The following is a 21,284-nucleotide window of genomic DNA, read 5'->3' as shown; positions in this document are numbered from 1 at the left end:
GGAACTGACGGGGATGACGGACATGGTCTGGCCGATGGTGGCGGTGGTGCTCGGATTCGCCGGGCTCGCTGTCCTCGGGGTGCTCGCGGTACGCGTCTTCCTGGAGGTGCGACGGCTCGCCCGGCAGGTCGCGGAGACCTCCGCGCGGATCAACACGGCCGCCGAGGAGCTGGAGCGGGCCGCGACCCGCCTGCCCCCACCCCTCTGAGCAGGTTTTTCCTTTACCCCAACGCCCCCTGCTCCCGCAAGCGGGCAGGGAGTACGCTGAGATGTCGGCGGCCGGGACCGAGGCACCCGCCCGCGACCTGGTGTCTGCACGGGCATTGCGCCGCGTTTACCCACGCGGGTTACGATCGCTGCGCGCGACGGCCGGACCCCGTCCAGCCGTGTGCGGCAGCCCCACCCCCAGCCGCCTCGGTGAGAAGGAATCGCAATGATCGCCAACCTCAAGCCCCTAGAGATCGTCCTGATCATCGTCGTGATCCTGCTTCTCTTCGGTGCCAAGAAGCTTCCCGACATGGCGCGTTCCCTCGGCAAGTCCGCCCGCATCCTCAAGAGCGAGGCCAAGGCGATGAAGAAGGACGGCTCCCAGGACGCCCAGGCCGACGCCGCCGCCCCGGACGCCCAGACCGCCCAGTCGGCCACGGCCCGCACCATCCAGGCCGCGCCGGGCGACGTCTCCAGCTCGCGCCCGGTCAACGAGCAGAGCCGCACCCCGCAGAGCTGACGCCATCACCGCGGCGGGCCACCGGGTCCGCCTGTTCGTAACGAGACGAGGGACGTGGGTTGCTCGGGTCTGCCCGCAAGCCGAAGCAGGAGAAGAACACCGAGGGACGGATGCCCCTCGCCGAACACCTGCGCGAGCTGCGTAACCGTCTGCTGAAGTCCGTCCTGGCGGTCGTCGTCATCACGATCGCCGCCGCGTTCTTCTACACCGAACTGATCGAGTTCCTGCTGAGGCCGGTCCAGCAGTCGGTGGGCTGCCTCGACGGATCGCCGACCCAGGACAACGGCAATCCGTGCGCCGACATGACCTTCAACGGCCTCGTCGCGCCCTTCACGATCGCCCTGAAGGTCTCGCTGGTCGCCGGCGTGGTCCTCGCCAGCCCCTTCTGGCTCTTCCAGCTCTGGGCCTTCCTCGCCCCGGGCCTGCACCGCAAAGAGAAGAAGTACGCGCTCTCCTTCGTCGGTATCGGGGTCCCGCTCTTCGTGGGCGGTGGCGTCCTCGCCTACAAGATCCTGCCGCAGACGGCGACGATCCTCCTCGACTTCACGCCCGAGAACGTCCTCAACCTCCTCCCGGTCGACGACTACCTCGACCTGGTGATGCGGATGGTGATCGTCTTCGGCCTCGCCTTCGAGCTGCCGCTGATCCTCGTCCTGCTCAACATCACCGGCGTGCTCTCCGCCAAGCGCCTCGGCTCCTGGTGGCGCGGGATGGTCCTCGGGATCACCATCTTCTCCGCGGTCGCCACTCCCACCGGAGACCCGTCCAGCATGCTGATGCTGGCCGCGCCCATCTGCCTGCTGTACTTCCTCGCCCTCGGTATCTGCCTCCTCAACGACCGCAGGCGCCGCCGCCGTGACTCCGACGCGGAACTCGACGACGACGAGGCGTCCGACATCGACCTCACCCCCGAGCCGGTCGACGCGATCGAGCCGGTCGGCGCCCCGCCGGTCCTGCCGGAGCAGACGAACCGCGGCGAACTGGGCGGAGACGGCGGACGCAAGGAGCTCGGCGGTTACGACGACGCGACCTGACCTTGTAGGGTCCCGCCGTGACCAGCGAGATCATCCTCTTCGTCAACCCCACGGCGGGAAGCGGACGCGGTGCCCGGGCGGCCCTGCCCGCCTCCCGGGTGCTGCGGGACGCCGGGTACCGGGTCAGGACCGTCCTCGGCACGGACGCCGGCGACGCGGCCGGCCGGCTACGCGCCGCCCTCACCTCCAGGCCCGCCGCGGTGCTGGCGGTCGGCGGTGACGGGCTGGCGGGGCTCGCCCTCCAGGCGCTCGCCGGGACCGGCACCCCGCTCGGCCTGATCGCGGTCGGCACGGGGAACGACTTCGCCCGCACCCTGGGCCTGCCGGTCCGCGATCCCGAGGCAGGCGCCCGGCTCGCGGTGGACATCCTGGAAGGGCCCGGTCCGCGCGCGCTCGACCTCGGTCGGGTGGGTGACCGCTGGTTCGGCACCGTCCTCGCCGCCGGCTTCGACTCCCGGGTCAACGACCGCGGCAACCGCATGCGGCTCCCGGTGGGCCGCTTCAAGTACGACCTCGCGATCGTCGCCGAGCTGGCCGCCTTCCGGCCGGCCCCGTTCAAGCTGACCCTGGACGACGGACCGGTGCTGGATGTGGACGCCACCCTCATCGCCGTCGGCAACGGCACCTCGTACGGCGGGGGTCTGAGGGTGTGTGCCGAGGCGCGGCTCGACGACGGGCTCTTCGACGTGGTGGTGGTGGGCGAGGTGAGCCGCACCGAGTTGATGCGGGTCTTCCCCAAGGTCTACCGGGGCGCCCATCTCGGCCACCCCGCGGTCACCGTGCACCGCGCCCGCTCGGTCACCGTCGAGGCGCCGGACACCACCGGCTACGCCGACGGCGAGCCGCTGGGCGCCCTGCCGCTCACCGCCCGTTGCGTCCCGGAGGCCGTCCGGATACTCGCGCCCTGAGGCGGGGCCTGCCGAACGGATGGTGGGATTATCGATCGTCCGCTGTCGGGGGCGGCGGGTAGGCTCGTCATCACGATGACAGAGGACCTCTCCCCGGCCGAGCGGTACGCGGCGGCGCGGCGGCGCGCCGTCGAGGAGGCGACCGCGCTCGCCTCCTTCCGCGAGATGTACGACTTCGGCCTCGACCCCTTCCAGCTCGACGCCTGCCGCTCCCTGGAGAAGGGCAAGGGCGTCCTGGTGGCCGCCCCCACCGGTTCCGGCAAGACGATCGTCGGCGAGTTCGCCGTCCACCTGGCGCTCGGCCAGTCCAAGAAGTGCTTCTACACCACCCCGATCAAGGCGCTCTCCAACCAGAAGTACGCCGACCTCGCCAAGCGGTACGGCGCGGACAGGGTCGGCCTGCTCACCGGTGACAACAGCGTCAACCCGGACGCCCCCGTCGTGGTCATGACCACCGAGGTCCTGCGGAACATGCTGTACGCGGGTTCCCAGACCCTCACCGGCCTCGGGTACGTGGTCATGGACGAGGTGCACTACCTCTCCGACCGGTTCCGCGGCGCGGTCTGGGAAGAGGTGATCATCCACCTCCCCCCGTCGGTGACGCTCGTCTCCCTCTCGGCCACCGTCTCCAACGCCGAGGAGTTCGGCGACTGGCTCGACACCGTCCGCGGCGACACCGACGTGATCGTCTCCGAGCACCGCCCGGTCCCGCTCTTCCAGCACGTCCTGGCCGGACGCCGGATGTACGACCTCTTCGAGGAGGGCGAGGGCGCCAAGAAGGCGGTCAACCCGGACCTGCTCCGGATGGCCCGCCTGGAGTCCAGCCGCCCCACCGGCCCGAAGGACCGCCGACGTGGGCGGAACATGCGCGAGGCCGACCGGGAGCGCGAGCGTCGCCAGCGCTCCCGCACCTGGACGCCGAGCAGGCCCGAGGTGATCGAGCGGCTCGACGCGGAGAACCTCCTCCCCGCCATCACCTTCATCTTCAGCCGGGCCGGCTGCGAGGCCGCCGTCCAGCAGTGCCTCTACGCGGGCCTCAGACTCAATAACGACGCGGCCCGGGCGGCCGTCCGCGAGATCGTCGAGGAGCGCACCGCCGCCATCCCCGACGAGGACCTGCACGTCCTCGGCTACTTCGAGTGGCTGGAGGGGCTGGAGCGCGGCATCGCCGCCCACCACGCGGGCATGCTCCCCACCTTCAAGGAGGTGGTCGAGGAACTGTTCCTGCGCGGCCTGGTCAAGGCCGTCTTCGCCACCGAGACGCTCGCTCTCGGCATCAACATGCCGGCCCGCTCGGTCGTCCTGGAGAAGCTCGTCAAGTGGAACGGCGAACAGCACGCCGACATCACCCCCGGCGAGTACACGCAGCTCACCGGCCGGGCCGGGCGCCGCGGCATCGACGTCGAGGGCCACGCGGTGGTCCTGTGGCAGCGCGCCATGAACCCGGAGCACCTCGCCGGCCTCGCCGGGACCCGCACCTATCCGCTCCGCTCCAGCTTCAAGCCGTCGTACAACATGGCGGTCAACCTGGTGCACCAGTTCGGGCGGCACCGCTCGCGCGAACTGCTGGAGACCTCCTTCGCCCAGTTCCAGGCCGACCGCTCGGTGGTCGGCATCTCCCGCCAGGTCCAGCGGAACGAGGAGGGCCTGGAAGGGTACGCCGCCTCGATGACCTGCCACCTCGGTGACTTCGAGGAATACGGCAGGCTGCGCCGGGAACTGAAGGACCGCGAGACGGAGCTGGCCCGGCAGGGCGCCGGCCAGCGCCGCGCCGAGGCCGCCGGGGCGCTGGAGAAGCTCCGGCCCGGTGACATCATCCACGTCCCCACGGGGAAGTACGCGGGGCTCGCCCTGGTGCTGGACCCGGGCCTGCCCGCCGGCCGCAGCAACGGCCACCGCGGCTTCGATCACCACGACGGGCCCCGCCCGCTGGTGCTCACCGCCGAGCGGCAGGTCAAGCGGCTGGCCGCGATGGACTTCCCGGTCCCCGTGGAGGCCCTGGACCGGATGCGCGTCCCCAAGTCGTTCAACGCCCGCTCGCCCCAGTCCCGCCGCGACCTGGCCTCGGCCCTGCGCACCCGCGCCGGGCACCTGGAACCCAAGCGCCACCGCAAGAGCCGCGCGGCGGCCGCCGACGACCGCGAGATCGCCCGGCTGCGCACCGCCATCCGCGCCCACCCCTGCCACGGCTGCGACCAGCGGGAGGACCACGCGCGGTGGGCCGAGCGCTACCACCGCCTGAAGCGGGACACCCGGCAGCTGGAGCGCCGGATCGAGGGCCGCACCAACACCATCGCCCGCACCTTCGACCGCATCGTCACCCTCCTCACCGAACTCGGCTACCTCCGGGGCAACGAGGTCACCGAGGACGGGCAACGGCTCAGCCGCCTCTACGGCGAGCTGGACCTGCTCGCCTCGGAGTGCCTGCGCGAGGGCGTCTGGGAGGGGCTCGGCCCGGCCGAGCTGGCCGCCTGTGTCTCCGCCCTGGTCTTCGAGGCCCGGCAGGCCGACGACGCGGTGGCGCCGAAGCTGCCCTCCGGTGCGGCCAAGGCGGCGCTCGGCGAGATGGTCCGCATCTGGGGCCGGCTCGACGCCCTGGAGGAGCAGCACGGGATCAGCCAGACCGAGGGCGTCGGCCAGCGCGAGCCGGATCTCGGCTTCGCCTGGGCCGCGTACATGTGGGCCTCCGGCAAGGGGCTGGACGCGGTGTTGCGGGAGGCGGAGATGCCGGCCGGCGACTTCGTGCGCTGGTGCAAGCAGGTCATCGACGTGCTGGGCCAGATCGCGGCAGCCGCCCCCGAGGGCTCGACCGTGACGCGCAGCGCCCGCAAGGCCGTCGACGCGGTCCGCCGGGGCGTCGTCGCGTACTCCTCGGTGGGCTGAGCCCCGCCCGTCCCGCCCGCCGTGTGCCGCCGCCTCCGCTTCGGGGGCGGCGGCGTGCTGTTTCGGGGGCGCCGGTGCGGGCTGGCGCCGGCGCCCGGGCGAGCCGGACCGCTTGCTCTCGGTTCCGGTCAACTCCCTTACGTCATAAGGCGCTTGAAGATCTTCTGCAGGCTGGGCGTGGAAGAATGCGGGCGAGCCGCCGGTGTCCGGTCGGCGCGCCGCCGGGAGGGGAGGCGCCGAGGGTGACGTCGAGGCGATCGGGAGGGCGATGGACGTCGCCCAGCGGGAGATCGGGGCGGAGTTCGGCGGGATCGGCGCCGTTCTGCCGGACTGGGTGCCGACCCCGGGACGGCGCCGGGTGAGGAAGGCCGCCGCCGACATCGACCGGGAGGTGGGCCGGGTCGTCGCCGCCCACCGGGGGGACGACGAGCGGCCGGACCTGCTCAGCCGACTCCTCACCGCCCAGGGCGAGACCGGGACCCGCCTCTCCGCGGAGGAGATCCGCGACGAGACGGTCACCCTGTACATCGGCGGCCACGAGACGACCAGCAGCACCCTGGTGTGGGCCTGGTACCTGCTCGCCCGCAACCCCGGGTGCGCGCCGCGCTCGGCGAGGAACTGGAGCGGGTGCTCGGCGACCGCCGAGCCGGAGTTCGACGACTTCGCCCGGCTGGGCCGGCGCTACGACCTCGACGTCGACCCCGGCGAGATCCGGCCGCTGACCACGCTCACCCTCCAGCCCGACCGCGACATGCTCGCCACCGTCCGGGCCCGGGACGGCGGGGCCTGAGCCGCCCGGCGCCGGACCGGAGGGGCCGCATTCCTGAGGGGTGCGGCCCTTTCGCGTGCCGGGGTGGTGCCACCCGTCCGGGTGAAGTCGAAGGGCTGTGCGTCATGCGGGAGTTGAAGGAAGAGAATATTTCGCCAAGGCTCGCCGGGGTGATTCCGGCGCGGCCCCGACGGGGGAGTCGGAGCGTCCTGCGAGGTCACGGCGGCGCGTGGCGGAAGGGGTGCCTCCGGTGCGCTGCGGGGTGGGCCGTTCTCGCCCCAGAGCATCACTCTGTGTGCGCGAGTGGAGGCGTACTGTGCAAAAGGATTCGAGTGTAGGGCCTGGAAAGGGCTGATGTGCGGCCTTGAGGAATATGCCGCACGGTGGTTTCCCCCGGCACTAAGCTCGCCCGCAGCGCACCGAGTTGAGAACTTCGTGTGTGTTCATCCCCCATCTCCCCAATGGTTCGCACAACTCCCGAGCCGATTGTTCTGAGGGCATTACATGGTGAGTGTTCCATCGCCTCCCGGTGGCCGAGAGACGTCATTCGCACGGGTGCTGCTCCTGCCCGCCGTGCTGATGGCGGCCGCCACCGGAGCCGCCGCGGCCCTGGTCGCCGAGCCCGCCCGGATACCGGTCGCCGTCACCGGAGCCGCCGCCACCCTCGTGGTGATCGCCGTCGCGGCCGAGGCGGTCCGCCGGGGCCGCGCCGCAGCGGCCCTCCGGCTCCAGCACGCCCGCGAGGTCGCCCAGCTCGAGCAGCGGCTCGCCGCGCACGACGACGACATCCTGCACCTCGCCAAGGAGCTCATGCCGGCCTGTGTCCGGCGGCTCCAGGTGTACAACCAGACCCCCTCCGAGGTCATGCGCGCCATGGTCGACGGCAGCGAGGTCCACCGCGGACTGCCGCACCCCCAGCGGGTCCTGCTGCGCAACGTGCTGCGCATCGTCGACCGCGAGGAGGCCATGCGTGACTCCGCGCAGCGCGCCTTCGTCAACGTCGCGCGCCGCGTGCAGACCATCGTGCACAAGCAGTCCGCCGACCTGCGCGACATGGAAGAGGACCACGGACGCACCCCCGAGGTCTTCGACGACCTGCTGCGGATCGACCACGGCACGGCCCTCATCGGCCGCCTCGCCGACAGCATCGCCGTCCTCGGCGGCGCCCGCCCGAGCCGCAAGTGGCCCAAGCCCGTACCGCTCTTCAGCGTCCTGCGCGGCGCCATGTCGCGGATCATGGACTTCCCCCGCATCGACCTGCACTCGGTCGCCAAGGTCAACGTCGACGGCATCTCCGTCGAGCCGCTCATCCACGCCTGCGCCGAGCTGTTCGACAACGCCACCCGCTACTCGCCGCCGCACACCCGTGTCCACGTCACCGCCCACGAGGTCCAGACCGGCGTCGCCATCGAGATCGAGGACGCCGGCGTCAGCCTCAGCGACGTCGTCCGCGAACGGGTCGAGCGCAAGCTGGAGGAGGCCAAGGCCGGCATCGACGTCGACGACCTCGGCGAGACGCCCCGCCTCGGCCTCGCCGTCGTCGGCCGCCTGTCGCGGATGTACGACATGCAGGTCGCGCTCCGCCAGTCCGCCTACGGCGGCGTCCGCGCGGTCCTCGTCGTCCCCCGCGACATGCTCACCGACGAGCCCGCCCCCGCCGTCGCCCACGGCATCGGCGCCGCGGCCGTCCTGCGCATCGACGACGACGGCAACCTGATCGACGACGAGCGGCCCTACCGCAAGCGCCGGCCCACCTCCGGCCCGCCGCTGCACTCCTCCCGCTCGATGTCCCCGCCGCCCGAGGACGACGTGCCCGTCGTCACCGAGTGGACCCCCGAGGGCCTGCCGCAGCGGCGCAGCCGCGTCCGCGGAAGCTTCCCGTACACCGTCCCGGCGCCCGCACCCGCCGCCGACGACTGGCGGCAGCCCGCCGCGCCCCAGAAGAAGAAGGAGGAGCCCCAGCCCGGCATCTGGCTGGAGGCGTTCACCAAGGCGGCCAACGGTGTGGACGTCGACTCCGGTACCGCCGCCGGGGAAAGTGGCCCGCCCTCCCACGGACACCAGGACAGCGAAGGGGACCGGACGTGATCCAGCAACGTGCCAACTTTGACTGGATGCTCAAGGAACTGGACGAGGGCGTCCCCGGGGTCCAGCAGATCGTGGTGCTCTCCGCCGACGGCCTGCGGATCGCCCGGTACGGCGGCGACCCGGACGGTGCCGACCGCATCGCCGCCGCCTGCGCCGGGCTCCAGAGCCTGGCGGCGGCGGTCGCCAGCGAGATCCCCGACTCCGACGGCCGGATGAGGATGGTCGTCATCGAGATCGACGGCGGCTTCTTCTACCTGATGGCCGCGGGCGCCGGCGCCTACCTCGCGGTGCTCACCGACGAGACCGTGGACGCGGGACTCATCGGCAACCGCATGCGCGACCTGGTCATCCGCATCGGCTCCCACCTCACCAGCCCACCGCGCCACGGCGGGTCGGCCGGATGACCCCTCCCCAGCGCGAGCGCGGGAAGCAGGAGCCGGAAGGCTCCAACCCTGAGCGGCTGTACGTCCTCACCGGCTCCACCGAGGGCGCCGAACGCGCCCCGATCGACCTGGTCACGCTCATCGTGGCCAGGTCTGGGCCGCCACCCCCGACGGCCCAGCCAGAACAGGCGGCGGTCCTGCGGCTCTGCCGCCGGCCGCTCTCCGTGGCCGAACTCTCGGCCTACCTCGCCCTGCCCTTCAGTGTGGTGACGATCCTGCTCACCGATCTGCTCTCCGCCGAGCTGATCGAGTCCCGGGCGCCGATCACCCGCGCGACGCTCCCGGACCGTTCCCTTCTCGAAGCGGTGATGCATGGACTTCAAAAGCTCTGACACGATCACAGGACCCCGGAGCGAGGATGTCCTGCCCGACACGGCCACCGCCGCCGTCAAGGTCGTGATCGTCGGGGGATTCGGCGTCGGGAAGACCACCATGGTCGGCTCGGTCAGCGAGATCCGCCCGCTGACCACCGAGGAGACCATGACGCAGGCAGGCGTCGGCGTCGACGACAACCGGGGCGTCGAGTCCAAGACCGCGACCACCGTCGCGATGGACTTCGGTCGGATCTCCATCACCGACCAGCTCGTCCTCTACCTGTTCGGCACCCCCGGCCAGGAGCGGTTCTGGTTCCTGTGGAACGGCCTCTTCGAAGGCGCGCTCGGCGCCGTCGTCCTGGTCGACACCCGGCGGCTCGAAGTGAGCTTCGACGTCATCGGGCGGCTGGAGGAACGCGGCGTCCCCTTCGTCGTCGCGATCAACAGCTTCCCCGAGGCGCCCCGCCACGACGTGGACGACCTGCGCCGCGCGCTCGACCTGCCCGAGAACGTGCCGATCTTCGACTGCGACGCCCGCTACCGCGAGTCCAGCCGGGACGCGCTGATGACCCTCATGCGCTACCTGCACGAGATGACCCCGGCCATCGCCTGACCGTCCGCCGCCCGGGCCCGGGGCCCTCCGGGCCCGGGCGGCGCGGGCCTTCCGCATCCGGCCGAGGCCGCCGCCCCGCCGTGCCCGCCCCCGCACCGCCCGACCCTTCACCGGAGCATCCACCGTGACGACCCCCTCGACCCCTCCCTCCTTCCCCGGCACCCCCGCCGGGCCGCCCCCCGGCTGCCCCGCCCACGGCGCGGACGCGGTCGGACCCGGCGGGCTGCGCCGGCTCTACGGACCCGAGGCCGAGCGCGACGCCCCCGGGCTCTTCGAGAAGCTCCGCGCCGAGCACGGCCCGGTCGCCCCCGCCCTGCTCCACGACGACGTGCCGATCTGGGTGGTCCTCGGCCACAGCGAGAACCTCCACATGCTCCGCACCCACTCGGTCTACACCCGAAACTCCCGCCGCTGGCGGCTGGTCCAGGACGGCACGCTCGGCCCCGACCACCCCCTCACGCCGCTCTTCGCCTGGCAGCCCATCTGCTCCTTCGCCGAGGGCGCCGAGCGGGAGCGGCTGCGCGGGGCGGTCAGCAACGCGATGAAGCAGATCGACCACCGCGGGGTCCGCCGCGCCATCAACCGGCACAGCAACCGCCTGGTCAACGAGTTCGGGCAGGACGGCCACGCCGACCTGGTCAGCCAGTTCACCGACCACCTGCCGATGCTGGTGATGCTCGACGTCCTCGGCCTGCCCGAGGAGTACAACGAGCAGATGGTCGACGCCGCCCGCGACATGCTCCAGGGCACCGAGACCGCCAACGCCTCCAACGCCGCCATCATGGGCATCCTGGAGCGCCACGTGGCCCGCCGCCGGGCCAAGCCCGACGACGACTTCACCAGCAGCCTCCTGGAGGACGAGGCCCGCCTCACCGACGACGAGGTCGCCCAGCATCTGCGCCTGGTCCTCATCGCCGCCTACGAGGCCACCTCCAACCTCACCGCCAACGTGCTCAAGATGGTCCTCACCGACCCGCGCTTCCGCGCCCAGCTCAACGGCGGGCAGATGACGGTGCCCGAGGCGGTGGAGCAGACCCTGTGGGACCAGCCCCCGTTCAGCGCCATGCTCGGCTACTTCGCGGTCCAGGACGCCGAGTTGGGCGGCCAGCAGATCAAGAAGGGCGACGCGCTGCTGCTCAACATCGCCGCAGCCAACGTCGACCCGGTGGTCCGCCCCGACCTGGAGGCGAACATGCAGGGCAACCGGGCCCACCTCGCCTTCGGCGGCGGCGTCTACGAGTGCCCCGGCGACGACCTCGGCCGGGCCATCGCCGACACCGGGGTGGACGCGTTGCTGATGCGGCTGCCCGACGTGGAACTCGCCGTCCCCGAGAGCGAACTGCACTGGACCAACTCGCTGATCAGCAGCCACCTCCAGGAACTCCCGGTGGTCTTCAGCCCCCGTCGGCCGATGGAGATCGGCAGCAGCCCCGACCAGAGCGGAGCCTCCCGCGCCGACTGGGAGATCTCCTCACCCGCCCCGCGGGACCCGGCACCCGCCCCGCGGGAACCGGCCGCAGGCCCGGTCCCGCCGCAGGGGGCGCCCTCCGCCGCGCCTCCGGTCGAGCCGCCCGCCGCCGTGCCCGCGCAGCGCGGCGCCTGGTACCGGCTCGTGCACTGGGTGCGCGGCCGCTGACCTGACGCGGTACGACGGCGGGTGGGGGACCCGGGGCCCCCGGCCACCCACCCGCCGTCCCGTGTGCCGCGCGGGCTCAGGCCGGACCGGTCACGCCGTCTGCCCACCGGTCGTACCGCGTCCACGCGGTCAGTTCGCGGGCGCTGGTGAAGTGCCGCTCCTCGCCCGTCACCGGGTCGGTGAACTCCACCGAGCGGGCCAGTAGTTGCAAGGGGCGGCGGAAGTCGTCCGGAGCCGGGTCGGTGACTTCCGGGTAGAGGGGGTCGCCGAGGATGGGCAGGCCCAGGGAGTTCAGGTGGACCCGCAGCTGGTGGGTGCGGCCGGTGTGCGGCAGCAGGCGGTAGCGGCCGAGTGAGCCCCGGCGGGCGAGCAGTTCGACGCGGGTCTCGGCGTTGGGCTCGCCCGGGACCTCCTGGGCGGCGATCACCCCGCGTTCCTTGACGATCCGGCTGCGCACGGTGCGGGGGAGGGCCGCCGAGGGGTCGTACCCGGCCACCGCCTCGTACTCCTTGCGGACCAGACGGTCGCTGAACAGGCACTGGTAGGCGGCGCGTTCGGCGGGGCGGACGGTGAGGAGGACCAGGCCTGCGGTGAGCCGGTCCAGGCGGTGCGCGGGGCTCAGCTCCGGCAGGTCGAGGCGGGTGCGCAGCAGTGCCAGGACGGTCTGGGTGACATGGCGGCCGCGCGGGGTGGTGGCGAGGAAGTGAGGCTTGTCGACCACCACGAGGTGCTCGTCGCGGAAGAGCACCACCGGCGGGTACGGCGCCGGTACCTCCGCGGCGGGCCGGCGGTGGAACCAGACCTGTCCACCGGGGAGGTAGGGGGCGTCCGCCGCGACTTGCCGGCCGTCGCCGGTGACCACCCCGCCCTCGGCGAAGAGCGCGTCGACCTCGGCCGCCGCCACCGGCAGCCGCTCCACCAGATGGTCGCGGACCGTCGCCCACCCGCCCTCCTGCGGCAGCCGGACCCGGACGGGCCCGATGCCGTCGCGCTGCGGCAGCGGGGCGGGCGTGCGGCGGGATCTTCGGCTCATCCGGCCAGCCTACGAGAGGCCGGCCGGCGGCGGCGCGCGGAAGGGCGTAGGGCGCCCGGAGCACCCCTCCGTCCTCATCCCGCCCGGCTCAGCCGGCCTTCGGCATCAGCACGGTGTCGGTGTGGACGGTGGCGCTGGCGGTCGGCGCGTTGCCGCAGACGACCTTGGAGCTGTCGTTGACGGTGTCATCGTGCCGGGAGCCCATGGTGGTGAGCCTGCTCCCCTCCAGCGTCTCGAAGGAGCCGTCGTCCAGCTGCTTCGGGGCCGGCTTCCGGCCCACCACGTGGTAGGTGAGGACCTTGGTCAGCTGCTCCTTGTCGGCGCGCCGCCGGGCGGCTCTCGTGTATGGCGAATGCGGACGGACCCGGTCGGAACGGGTCGCTTCAGGGGTCCAGGGATGACCATCACGGTCTCGACGGGCGTGCCGACGGTCACGCCGTCGACGGAGCGGGAGACCCAACTGGTCCGCAGGCCGCCTCGGGACGGCGGACGGGGCGGGTCGATGCGGACGGTTCCTTCACGCGTACTCCTCCGCCGGGCCCAGGCGCGGCGTGGCCGCTGCTCAGGGGTATGCGCGGCGAGGTGCGGCGCGGATGGGCCGGGGCACCGGAGTTGCCGTTCCGTGGCCTTCCCCCGGGGTGCGCGCGCCGAGGGCGCGCGGGCCGGACGCGGCGGTGCCCCGGGCCGGGGCTTCCGGCGAGCCCGGCCCGGGGGAGGGGCGGCTGATGCCCGCCCCTCCCCCGGGAACTGGGGGGTCAGGCCGCGGGGGCGGTCCGCTCCTGCTCGGCCTCGACCTGGGCGTTCCAGTCGCGCTTGGACGCCTGCCAGCCGTCCTCGTCGTGGCCCAGGCGCCAGTAGCCGGAGATGGAGAGCTGTTCGCGGGCGATGCCGCGCTCCATCCGCAGGTGGCGGCGGAGTTCCTTGACGAAGCCGGCCTCGCCGTGGACGAAGGCCAGCACCTCGCCCTCGGGGAACTCCAGGGACCGCACGGCCTCGGTGAGCAGGGAGCCGACCGGTGCGTCGCCCCGGTGCAACCAGACCACGTTCTTTCCCTGCGGCCCGTCGATCTCCTGCCGCTCCTCGGGGCCGGAAAGCTCGACGAAGGCGCGGACCTCGGCGTCGGCCGGGAGGGCCTCCAGGGCGGCGGCGATGGCCGGCAGGGCGCTCTCGTCACCGGCCAGCAGGTGCCAGTCGGCCTGGTCGCCGGGGGCGTAGGCGCCGCCCGGACCGAGCAGGCGGATCTCGTCGCCGGGGGCGGCGGCCGACGCCCACGGCCCGGCCAGCCCGGTGTCGCCGTGGACGACGAAGTCCACCGTGATCTCCCGCGCCTCGGCGTCCCAGCGGCGGACCGTGTACGTACGCGTCACCGGCCACTGGTCGCGCGGCAGTTCTGCGCGGATCGCCGCGATGTCGAAGGGCTCGGGGTAGGTGACGCCCTCGGGCGCGAAGAGCACCTTCACGTAGTGATCGGTGAACTCCCCGGCCGAGAAGTGGGCCAGACCCTCGCCGCCGAGGACGATCCGCTGCATGTGGGGGGTGAGCCGCTCCGTCCGCATCACCCGCGCGAGATGGGTCTGCGGAGCCTTGCGTGCCGGACGGTCCGCCATGGAGGGCCTCCCTGATCGGGTTTGGTTAGGTGAGCCTAAGTTAACATCCGGACCGGGTCGTGTGCCGAGGGTGGCGGGCGCCCGCCCCGTGCTCAGGCGCGCAGCACCGCCAGCAGGCGTTCCAGCGAGCCCCCCAGGTTCCACCGCTTTGCCAGGGCCGCCAGCGCCTCGGGGTCGCGCGGGGTGCTCGGCAGGGAGGCGTCCAGCGGGGCCAGCTCGACGTCGGTGGCGACCCGTACCACCTTCGAGGCCGCGGCCAGGTAGGGGCGGGCTTCCAGGAGCCGCCTGCGCTGGGCGGGCGTCACCTTGGACCGGGGGTCCTCGGCGGCCGCGACGATCCCGGCCACGTCGCCGTAGGCGGCGAGCAGCTTGGCCGCGGTCTTCTCGCCGACGCCCGGGACGCCGGGCAGGCCGTCGCTGGGGTCGCCGCGCAGCAGGGCCAGCTCGGCGTAGCCCGCGCCGTCGACGCCGTACTTCTCGCGGAGCACCTCCTCGTCGGTGAGCTGGAGGGTGCCGACGCCCTTGAGGGGGTAGAGGACGCGCACGCCGCGCGCGTCGTCGACCAGCTGGTACAGGTCGCGGTCGCCGGTGACGATGTCGACCGGGCCCTTCGCCGCGGTGGCCAGGGTGCCGATGACGTCGTCCGCCTCGAAGCCGGCCGCCTCGGCGCGGGCGATGCCCAGTGCGTCGAGCACCGCCTCGATCACCGGCACCTGCGGCGAGAGGGTGTCCGGCGTCTCCTCCACGTCCGGTCCCGCGACGCTCTCCTCGGCCACCCGGTGGGCCTTGTACGTCGGGATCAGCTCGACCCGCCAGGCCGGTCGCCAGTCGGCGTCCATGCAGGCGACCAGGGCGTCCGGGCGGTGGTCCTGGACCAGCCGGGCGATGAAGTCGAGCAGGCCCCGGACGGCGTTGACCGGGGTGCCGTCGGCGGCCCGGACCGTGTCGGGGACACCGAAGTAGGCCCGGAAGTACAGGGAGGCGGTGTCCAGGAGCATGAGGCGCGGCGTTGGCTGAGTCACCCCGGCATCATCGCGCACCCCGGGGGCGGGGGCGGCGGACGGGCGTGGCGCGGCGGGTGCCGTCCGGCCGTGAGGAGAGTGGCTGAAAGAGGGGGTGGCCCACCTCCGTTCCGTCACGTAGAGTAGTCAAAGGTCGCCGTTGTGCGAGGTTCGTGTACGCATAGTGAACTGACTCACTCCTTCGTTTGAATCTTTCAGGTCAGGGCAGGCGCGCAGCCGGAGCGAACCTGGGCGGGGCGTCATCACGCCATCTTCCGGGACACGGGCGGAACCGTGCTGCTCCACGGCCCGCCGGCGGGGGAGGCGGGCCGTCGTCGTGACAAATCGAGAGGTGTATGTGTCCAGGCTGCAAGCTGAGCACTTGTACAAAGTGTTCGGAAGACGACCCGATGAAGCGGTGCAACGACTGGAGAAGGGAGCCGACCGCGACCAGCTCCGTGCCGAAGGCACCACGGCCGCGGTGATCGACGCTTCCTTCTCCGTCGAGCCTGGTCAGATCTTCGTCGTCATGGGGCTCTCCGGCTCCGGCAAGTCGACGTTGCTGCGCATGCTGAACGGGCTCCTCGAGCCCACCGCCGGGCACGTCCGCTTCGACGGCCAGGACCTGACCGAGCTGGCCCCCGCCGACCTGCGCGCCGTCCGTTCGCGGAAGATCAGCATGGTCTTCCAGCACTTCGCGCTCTTCCCGCACCGCAGCGTGCTGGAGAACGCCGGGTACGGCCTGGAGGTCCAGGGCGTGCCGCGCGCCGAGCGAGAGCGCCGCGCCCTGGAGGCGCTGGAGCTCGCCGGGCTCGCCGGCTGGGAGAAGTCCTGGCCCGACGAGCTGTCCGGCGGCATGCAGCAGCGCGTGGGCCTGGCCCGCGCGCTGGCCACCGACGCCGACCTGCTCCTGATGGACGAGTCGTTCAGCGCCCTCGACCCGCTGATCCGACGCGACATGCAGGACCAGCTCCTGGAGCTGCAGAAGCGGCTGAAGAAGACCATCGTCTTCATCACCCACGACCTCAACGAGGCGATGCGCCTCGGCGACCGCATCGCCGTCATGCGCGACGGTCGCATCGTGCAGATCGGCACCTCCGAGGACATCCTCGTCACCCCGGCCAACGACTACGTCGCCTCCTTCACCCAGGACGTCGACCGCTCCCGCGTGCTGACCGCCGGGGCGATCATGGCCGACGCCGACACCGTGACGGCCGCCCCCGCCGCCACGGAGCCCGGCGAGAAGAGCCTGGGCAGCGCCGCCCGCACCGAGCGGCAGATCCTCGACGCCGCCCCAGCAGTGGTCGGCGAGGAGACGCCCATCATCGAGCTGTTCACGCCCTGCGCCACCAGTGCCGAGCCCGTCGCCGTCACCGACGCCGCGGGCAAGCTGGTCGGCGTCGTGCCGCGCGAGCGGCTGCTCGCCGTGCTCGGCGAGCCGATGTCTCCCACGGCGCCGCGTGACGCCGCCGACGAGGACGAGGGCAAGGTGAACGCTCATGCCTAGGCTGCCCTTCGGCGAGTGGGTCGACTCCGGTGTCGACTGGCTCCAGAACAACCTCGCCTGGCTCTTCGACGCCATCAGCGCCGTCGTCAAGGGCCTGGACACCGGCATCAACACGGTCCTCACCGCGCCCGAGCCGCTGCTGCTCGCCGGCATCTTCGCCGTCATCGCCTGGTGGCTGCGCGGCCTGCTGGCCGGCGCCCTGAGCTTCGTCGGATTCGGCCTCATCGTCTCGATGGAGCTGTGGGACGACGCGATGGCCACGCTGTCGCTGGTGCTGGTCGCCACCCTGGTCGCGATCGTGCTGTCCGTGCCGCTCGGCATATGGGCGGCCCGCTCCCGCACGGTGAGCGCCGTGCTGCGCCCCGTCCTGGACTTCATGCAGACCATGCCCGGCATGGTCTACCTGCTGCCGGCCGTCATCTTCTTCGGCCTCGGCGCCGCCCCCGGCATCGTCGCCACCATCATCTTCGCGATGCCCCCGGGCGTCCGCATGACCGAGCTGGGCATCCGCCAGGTCGACGAGGAACTGGTGGAGGCGGCCGAAGCCTTCGGCACGACGCCGCGCAACACCCTGCTGCGGGTGCAGCTCCCGCTGGCTCTCTCCACGATCATGGCCGGTGTCAACCAGGTCATCATGCTGGGCCTGTCGATGGTCGTCATCGCCGGCATGGTCGGCGCCGCCGGTCTCGGCAGCTCGGTCTACGAGGGCATCAGCCAGCTGAACATCGGCCTCGGCTTCGAAGCCGGTGTCTCCATCGTGATCCTCGCCATCTACCTGGACCGTCTCACCAGCGGCCTGGGCCAGCAGGTCTCGCCGGTCGGCCGCCGCGCCATCGTCAAGGCCCGCGCCGCCGCCGGCGGCAAGAAGATCTGGAGCTACCGCCCCCAGACCGCCGTCGCCATGATCGGCGTCGTGGTTCTCGCCCTGATCGCGGGCGGCATGGGTGCCCTCGGCTCCTCCGGCGACGACGAGGCCCGGGCCGACTCGGGCAACCTGGGCCAGGGCCGCGAGATCAACATCGGCTACATCCCGTGGGACGAGGGCATCGCCTCCACCTTCCTGTGGAAGGAGATGCTGGAGCAGCGCGGTTTCAAGGTGAATGCTCAGCAGTACGAGGCGGGTGCTTTGTACACGGGTATGGCCAATGGTGAGATCGACTTCGAGACCGACTCCTGGCTGCCGACCACGCATGCGTCGTACTGGGAGAAGTACGGCGACAAGCTGGAGGACATGGGTTCGTGGTATGGCCCGACCTCTCTGGAGATTGCGGTTCCTTCGTATGTGAAGGGGATCGAGTCGATGGAGGATCTGAAGGGCCAGGGCGACAAGTTCAAGGGCCGGATCGTCGGCATCGAGCCTGGCGCCGGGGAGATGCAGCTGCTGAAGAGCAAGGTACTCAAGGAGTACGGGCTCGACGAGGAGTTCAAGGTCGTCGACGGTTCGACGCCTGCGATGCTGGCCGAGCTGAAGCGTGCGTACGCCAAGAAGGAGCCGATCGCGACGACTCTCTGGTCGCCGCACTGGGCGTACAACGAGTTCGACCTGACGAAGCTGAAGGACCCGAAGGGCGCCTGGGGCGAGGGCGACGAGGTCCATACGCTGGCGCGTAAGGGATTCTCCGAGGACTTCCCCGAGGTCGGTGAGTGGCTCAAGGACTTCAAGATGTCCGAGGAGCAGCTGACCAGCCTGGAGGCGCAGATCCAGGGCGCGGACAAGGGCAAGGAGCAGGACGCCGTCCGCGCCTGGCTGAAGGACCAGCCCAGCGGGCTCGACGAGTGGGCCCCGGTCGCCGGCGGCGACAGCGACAAGAAGAAGGACGTCGCGGCCGAGGCGAAGCGCCCCATGGAGGTCGCCTGGTTCCCGTGGGAGGAGGACATCGCCGCCACGTACCTGTGGAAGCACGTCCTCGAGGACCGCGGCTACAAGATGAACCTGCACCAGTTCGAGGTCGGCCCGATGTACGCGGCGATGTCGCGCGGCCAGATCGACGTGCAGTTCGACGCCTGGCTGCCGAACACGCAGAAGAAGTACTGGGACAAGTACCAGGACGAGCTGGTCGACCTCGGGGACTGGTACGGCCCCACCTCGCTGGAACTGGCCGTCCCCGACTACGTCAAGGACGTCAAGTCCCTCGCCGACCTCAAGGGCAAGGGCGAGCAGTTCGACGGCCGCATCGTCGGTATCGAGGCCGGTACCGAGACGATGGACATCCTGAAGAACGAGGTCGTCCCCGGCTACGGCCTGGACAGCGAGTACAAGGTCGTCGACAGTTCCACCCCGGGCATGCTCGCCGAGCTGAGGCGCGCGTACGCCAAGAAGGAGCCGATCGCGGTCATGCTCTGGACGCCGCACTGGGCGTACAACGAGTACAAGCTGAACAAGCTCCAGGACCCCAAGAAGCTCTTCGGTGAGGGCGACCGGCTGCGGACCGTGGCGCACAAGTCGTTCACCGAGAACTACCCGGTGGCCTCCGGCTGGTTCCGCGACTTCGAGCTGAGCGAGGAACAGCTCGCCGCGCTGGAGAACGAGATCCAGAAGCTCGGTACGGGCAAGGAGGAGCAGGCCGTCGACGCCTGGCTCAAGGAGAACCCGGAGATGACCGACAAGCTCGCACCCATGTGAGCCTGCCGCACCCCTCGTGCATGCGCCCCCGTGCGCCCGGCGATCCCGCCGGTCACGGCTTTCCACTCGCCAGGGGGCGGGTCCTTCGGGCAGGGTTACCGGGAGGGGTGCCTCCGGACGTCCGTCCGGCAGACCCGCCGTCCGCCGGACCTGCGTAGGGTGCCGGAACACCCACGGGAGCCGAGGAACACGAGGGGGCGCCAGCGATGGACGAGAAAGTGACCCTCCGGGTCGGACCGGCCGTCCGGCGGCGGCGCCGTGCCCTGGAGCTGACCCTCGCCGCCGTCGCGGAGCGCAGCGGGCTCTCCGTGCCCTTCCTCAGCCAGGTGGAGAACCAGCGGGCCCGCCCCAGCATGCGGTCGCTGGAGGCCGTCGCCGACGCGCTGGAGACCACCGCCGTCGAGCTGATGGACTCCGTCGACCCCGCCCACACCGTGGAAGTGGTCCGCGCCGGCCCCGAGGGGCTGGGTACCAAGGAGGTCCGGACCCTCATCCCCGGGCACCACCAGCTGGAGGCGCTGGAGTTCAGCGGCGACCACGACGAGGGCCGGGAGCAGGTCCACCGCAACGACGAACTGCTCTACGTCGTCGAGGGCTCCGCCGAGGTCGAGGCCGAGGGCCGGGCCCACCGCCTGGGCCGGGGCGACACGCTCTACCTCACCGGCGGCGTCCGCCACCGCTGGCGCGCCACCGGGCCCGACACCCGCATCCTCGTCATCACCGTCGCCGACCACGTCGGCACCGACGCGGACACCCGCGCCTGACCGGCGCGTCCCCGGCGCTCAGGCGGGCGGCGCCGGCAGCCGGCCCGTGACCAGGCGGCGCACCGTACCGGCGCACGCCACCAGCCAGGCCGCCACCAGCAGTACGTACAGTCCCGTCGACGCCAGCTCGAACAGCGGCAGGCCGGTCTGCCGACCCAGCCCCGCCAGGCCCGTCACGCAGGTGCCGACCGGGAAGGTGAACCCCCACCAGGTCAGCGAGAAGCCCATGCCGCGCCGCAGCGCGCGCACCGCCAGTGCCCCGGCCAGCCCCAGCCACAGCGCGGCGAACCCCATCACCGGCACCCCGTACAGCACCGCGAGGGCGGCGAAGCCCTCGGCGTACGGCCCGGGCACGACGTCGCGCGCAACCTCGGCGAGCTGGTGGACGGCGGTGGTGGACTGGCCGAGCGGGCCGAGCGCCAGGAAGAGCGTGGGCGTCAGGGCCAGGGCGGGCGGGCCGCCGGTCAGCAGCCGCCCCAGGACCAGCGGCAGCATCAGCAGCGCCCCGAGCAGACTCAGCCCGAAGAGCCCGTAACAGCAGTACAGCAGGGTCAAGCGGAGCTGGCCGGACGCGAGATGCGGTACCAGCAGCGGCCCGAGCGCCGCCGACACCATCGGGGCGACCACCGGCAGCAGCCACACCGGGGAAGCGGCGGTGAGCGGCGGACGCTGCCGCGTCACCATCAGGTACGGCACGGTGACCGCCGCCAGCACGCCGGTCACCGTGCCCGCCGTGAACAGCACCACGTCGACCGCGACCGCGGCCCGCACCCCGATCCAGTCGGACCCCACCACCAGCGTCGCCCCGCCCACCGCCAGCAGCGCCATCGCCAGGCAGCCGTAGAACGGGGCCATGGACGCGTCCAGGAGGTGGGCCCGCGCCTGGTCACGGTGGTGGACCCAGTGCAGCGTCCGGGCGGCGAGCAGCACCACCAGCAGGAGCGCGGAGAGCGCCCACACGACGGCGAGCACCGTCCGCAGCCCCGGCGGCTGCCACGGCAGCCCCGCCCCTGCGGTCGCCACGATGGCGGTGCCCATCACCGACGCGTACCAGTTGGGACCGAGATGGCGCAGGGCGGGCAGGCGGCGCGGCGGTGCGCCGACGGGTGAGGAGGCGGGCGGAGCGGCGGGACGCGTGGTGAGGGAAACCATCCCCGCATTCTGTCTTTCCGCAGGTAGGACCCACCAGGCACCCCCTGCGGCCATGGACTCATCACCTGGGGCCATGAGCATCGACGAGCCCCTCGCCCCGGAGCCGGTGCCCCCGTCCCCGGTCCGGCCACCGCCGTCTTCCTGCGCGCGGGCAACTCCGAGGCGGTCGCGCTGCTGCTGGA

The 21,284-nt window shown here is 72.0% G+C and carries 17 protein-coding genes and 2 pseudogenes; 14 read left to right on the top strand and 5 right to left on the bottom strand.

Translation table 11 applies throughout. The features are described 5' to 3' along the window. Nucleotides 1–22 precede the first annotated feature (22 nt). The 11 genes and pseudogenes from ACSLIC_RS03335 (at nt 23) to ACSLIC_RS03285 (ending at nt 11,415) form a co-directional block, all read left to right on the top strand. On the top strand, nt 23–208 hold the full coding sequence (locus tag ACSLIC_RS03335) for a hypothetical protein (RefSeq protein ID WP_436740263.1): 186 nt from the start codon (nt 23–25) through the stop codon (nt 206–208). 225 nt (nt 209–433) lie between these two features. Further along, nucleotides 434–727, top strand: coding sequence for a Sec-independent protein translocase subunit TatA (gene tatA, locus ACSLIC_RS03330; RefSeq protein ID WP_436736157.1), 294 nt, complete (start codon nt 434–436; stop codon nt 725–727). Nucleotides 728–786: 59 nt separating this feature from the next. Continuing rightward, entirely contained in the window at nt 787–1,761 is a 975-nt protein-coding gene (gene tatC / locus ACSLIC_RS03325) for a twin-arginine translocase subunit TatC (protein WP_436736156.1), read from the top strand. A gap of 17 nt (nt 1,762–1,778) precedes the next feature. Then, the gene (locus tag ACSLIC_RS03320; RefSeq protein ID WP_436736155.1) at nt 1,779–2,669 is read left to right on the top strand and encodes a YegS/Rv2252/BmrU family lipid kinase; all 891 of its coding nucleotides are present in this window, start codon (nt 1,779–1,781) and stop codon (nt 2,667–2,669) included. Between the two features lie 75 nt (nt 2,670–2,744). Then, entirely contained in the window at nt 2,745–5,552 is a 2,808-nt protein-coding gene (locus ACSLIC_RS03315) for a DEAD/DEAH box helicase (RefSeq protein WP_436736154.1), read from the top strand. A gap of 244 nt (nt 5,553–5,796) precedes the next feature. Then, nucleotides 5,797–6,342 (top strand): annotated as a pseudogene (locus ACSLIC_RS03310) (cytochrome P450); the annotation flags it as partial. Nucleotides 6,343–6,825: 483 nt separating this feature from the next. Continuing rightward, nucleotides 6,826–8,409 (top strand): sensor histidine kinase, encoded by a 1,584-nt coding sequence (locus tag ACSLIC_RS03305; protein WP_436736153.1) that lies wholly within the window; start codon nt 6,826–6,828, stop codon nt 8,407–8,409. After that, a complete protein-coding gene (locus tag ACSLIC_RS03300) occupies nt 8,406–8,813 on the top strand; it encodes a roadblock/LC7 domain-containing protein (RefSeq protein ID WP_003947186.1) in 408 nt (135 codons plus the stop codon). The genes ACSLIC_RS03305 and ACSLIC_RS03300 overlap by 4 nt, the downstream gene beginning before the upstream one ends. Next, on the top strand, nt 8,810–9,184 hold the full coding sequence (locus ACSLIC_RS03295; RefSeq protein ID WP_436736152.1) for a DUF742 domain-containing protein: 375 nt from the start codon (nt 8,810–8,812) through the stop codon (nt 9,182–9,184). Before ACSLIC_RS03300 ends, ACSLIC_RS03295 begins: the two co-directional genes overlap by 4 nt. After that, nucleotides 9,165–9,779 (top strand): GTP-binding protein, encoded by a 615-nt coding sequence (locus ACSLIC_RS03290; RefSeq protein ID WP_436736151.1) that lies wholly within the window; start codon nt 9,165–9,167, stop codon nt 9,777–9,779. The genes ACSLIC_RS03295 and ACSLIC_RS03290 overlap by 20 nt, the downstream gene beginning before the upstream one ends. Before the next feature lie 124 nt (nt 9,780–9,903). Continuing rightward, the gene (locus tag ACSLIC_RS03285) at nt 9,904–11,415 is read left to right on the top strand and encodes a cytochrome P450 (protein WP_436736150.1); all 1,512 of its coding nucleotides are present in this window, start codon (nt 9,904–9,906) and stop codon (nt 11,413–11,415) included. A 76-nt stretch (nt 11,416–11,491) separates the two neighbouring features. Here ACSLIC_RS03285 and ACSLIC_RS03280 read toward each other — a convergent pair whose 3' ends face one another. The 4 genes and pseudogenes from ACSLIC_RS03280 to ACSLIC_RS03265 all read right to left on the bottom strand — a co-directional run bounded on the left by ACSLIC_RS03280 (nt 11,492) and on the right by ACSLIC_RS03265 (nt 15,053). Continuing rightward, nucleotides 11,492–12,448 (bottom strand): RluA family pseudouridine synthase, encoded by a 957-nt coding sequence (locus ACSLIC_RS03280; RefSeq protein ID WP_436736149.1) that lies wholly within the window; start codon nt 12,446–12,448, stop codon nt 11,492–11,494. A gap of 88 nt (nt 12,449–12,536) precedes the next feature. Continuing rightward, a pseudogene (locus tag ACSLIC_RS03275) lies at nt 12,537–12,770 on the bottom strand (fasciclin domain-containing protein); the annotation flags it as partial. A 433-nt stretch (nt 12,771–13,203) separates the two neighbouring features. After that, complete coding sequence (locus ACSLIC_RS03270) at nt 13,204–14,055, bottom strand: siderophore-interacting protein (protein ID WP_436736148.1); 852 nt, start codon at nt 14,053–14,055, stop codon at nt 13,204–13,206. Nucleotides 14,056–14,147: 92 nt separating this feature from the next. Further along, nucleotides 14,148–15,053 (bottom strand): 5'-3' exonuclease, encoded by a 906-nt coding sequence (locus ACSLIC_RS03265; protein ID WP_436740262.1) that lies wholly within the window; start codon nt 15,051–15,053, stop codon nt 14,148–14,150. A gap of 361 nt (nt 15,054–15,414) precedes the next feature. On the opposite strand from ACSLIC_RS03265, the gene ACSLIC_RS03260 reads away from it, so the two are divergent. The 3 genes from ACSLIC_RS03260 to ACSLIC_RS03250 all read left to right on the top strand — a co-directional run bounded on the left by ACSLIC_RS03260 (nt 15,415) and on the right by ACSLIC_RS03250 (nt 19,950). Further along, a complete protein-coding gene (locus tag ACSLIC_RS03260) occupies nt 15,415–16,563 on the top strand; it encodes a quaternary amine ABC transporter ATP-binding protein (RefSeq protein ID WP_436736147.1) in 1,149 nt (382 codons plus the stop codon). After that, on the top strand, nt 16,556–19,186 hold the full coding sequence (locus tag ACSLIC_RS03255; protein WP_436736146.1) for an ABC transporter permease/substrate binding protein: 2,631 nt from the start codon (nt 16,556–16,558) through the stop codon (nt 19,184–19,186). Before ACSLIC_RS03260 ends, ACSLIC_RS03255 begins: the two co-directional genes overlap by 8 nt. A gap of 206 nt (nt 19,187–19,392) precedes the next feature. After that, nucleotides 19,393–19,950: a helix-turn-helix domain-containing protein gene (locus ACSLIC_RS03250; protein WP_436736145.1), complete on the top strand. Its 558-nt coding sequence runs from the start codon at nt 19,393–19,395 to the stop codon at nt 19,948–19,950. An 18-nt stretch (nt 19,951–19,968) separates the two neighbouring features. On the opposite strand, the gene ACSLIC_RS03245 is transcribed toward ACSLIC_RS03250, so the two are convergent. Then, nucleotides 19,969–21,102 carry a TDT family transporter gene (locus tag ACSLIC_RS03245; RefSeq protein ID WP_436736144.1) on the bottom strand — a complete coding sequence of 378 codons (1,134 nt, stop codon included), beginning with the start codon at nt 21,100–21,102 and terminating at the stop codon, nt 19,969–19,971. Nucleotides 21,103–21,284 lie beyond the last annotated feature (182 nt).

It is taken from the genome of Streptomyces sp. BBFR102 (genome assembly GCF_051397025.1).
Classification (GTDB): Bacteria; Actinomycetota; Actinomycetes; order Streptomycetales; family Streptomycetaceae; genus Streptomyces.
Note: the sequence above shows the minus strand (reverse complement) of the source record. Positions and strands in the feature narration are given on the sequence as shown.

What these genes read in the sequence shown, in the direction of transcription:
- ACSLIC_RS03335 (WP_436740263.1), top strand. Translation starts at nt 23, where the DNA reads ATGGTCTGGCCGATGGTGGCGGTGGTGCTCGGATTCGCCGGGCTCGCT.
- tatA (WP_436736157.1), top strand. Translation starts at nt 434, where the DNA reads ATGATCGCCAACCTCAAGCCCCTAGAGATCGTCCTGATCATCGTCGTG.
- ACSLIC_RS03315 (WP_436736154.1), top strand. Translation starts at nt 2,745, where the DNA reads ATGACAGAGGACCTCTCCCCGGCCGAGCGGTACGCGGCGGCGCGGCGG.
- ACSLIC_RS03305 (WP_436736153.1), top strand. Translation starts at nt 6,826, where the DNA reads ATGGTGAGTGTTCCATCGCCTCCCGGTGGCCGAGAGACGTCATTCGCA.
- ACSLIC_RS03295 (WP_436736152.1), top strand. Translation starts at nt 8,810, where the DNA reads ATGACCCCTCCCCAGCGCGAGCGCGGGAAGCAGGAGCCGGAAGGCTCC.
- ACSLIC_RS03290 (WP_436736151.1), top strand. Translation starts at nt 9,165, where the DNA reads ATGGACTTCAAAAGCTCTGACACGATCACAGGACCCCGGAGCGAGGAT.
- ACSLIC_RS03280 (WP_436736149.1), bottom strand. Translation starts at nt 12,448, where the DNA reads ATGAGCCGAAGATCCCGCCGCACGCCCGCCCCGCTGCCGCAGCGCGAC.
- ACSLIC_RS03270 (WP_436736148.1), bottom strand. Translation starts at nt 14,055, where the DNA reads ATGGCGGACCGTCCGGCACGCAAGGCTCCGCAGACCCATCTCGCGCGG.
- ACSLIC_RS03265 (WP_436740262.1), bottom strand. Translation starts at nt 15,053, where the DNA reads ATGCTCCTGGACACCGCCTCCCTGTACTTCCGGGCCTACTTCGGTGTC.
- ACSLIC_RS03255 (WP_436736146.1), top strand. Translation starts at nt 16,556, where the DNA reads ATGCCTAGGCTGCCCTTCGGCGAGTGGGTCGACTCCGGTGTCGACTGG.
- ACSLIC_RS03250 (WP_436736145.1), top strand. Translation starts at nt 19,393, where the DNA reads ATGGACGAGAAAGTGACCCTCCGGGTCGGACCGGCCGTCCGGCGGCGG.
- ACSLIC_RS03245 (WP_436736144.1), bottom strand. Translation starts at nt 21,102, where the DNA reads ATGGTTTCCCTCACCACGCGTCCCGCCGCTCCGCCCGCCTCCTCACCC.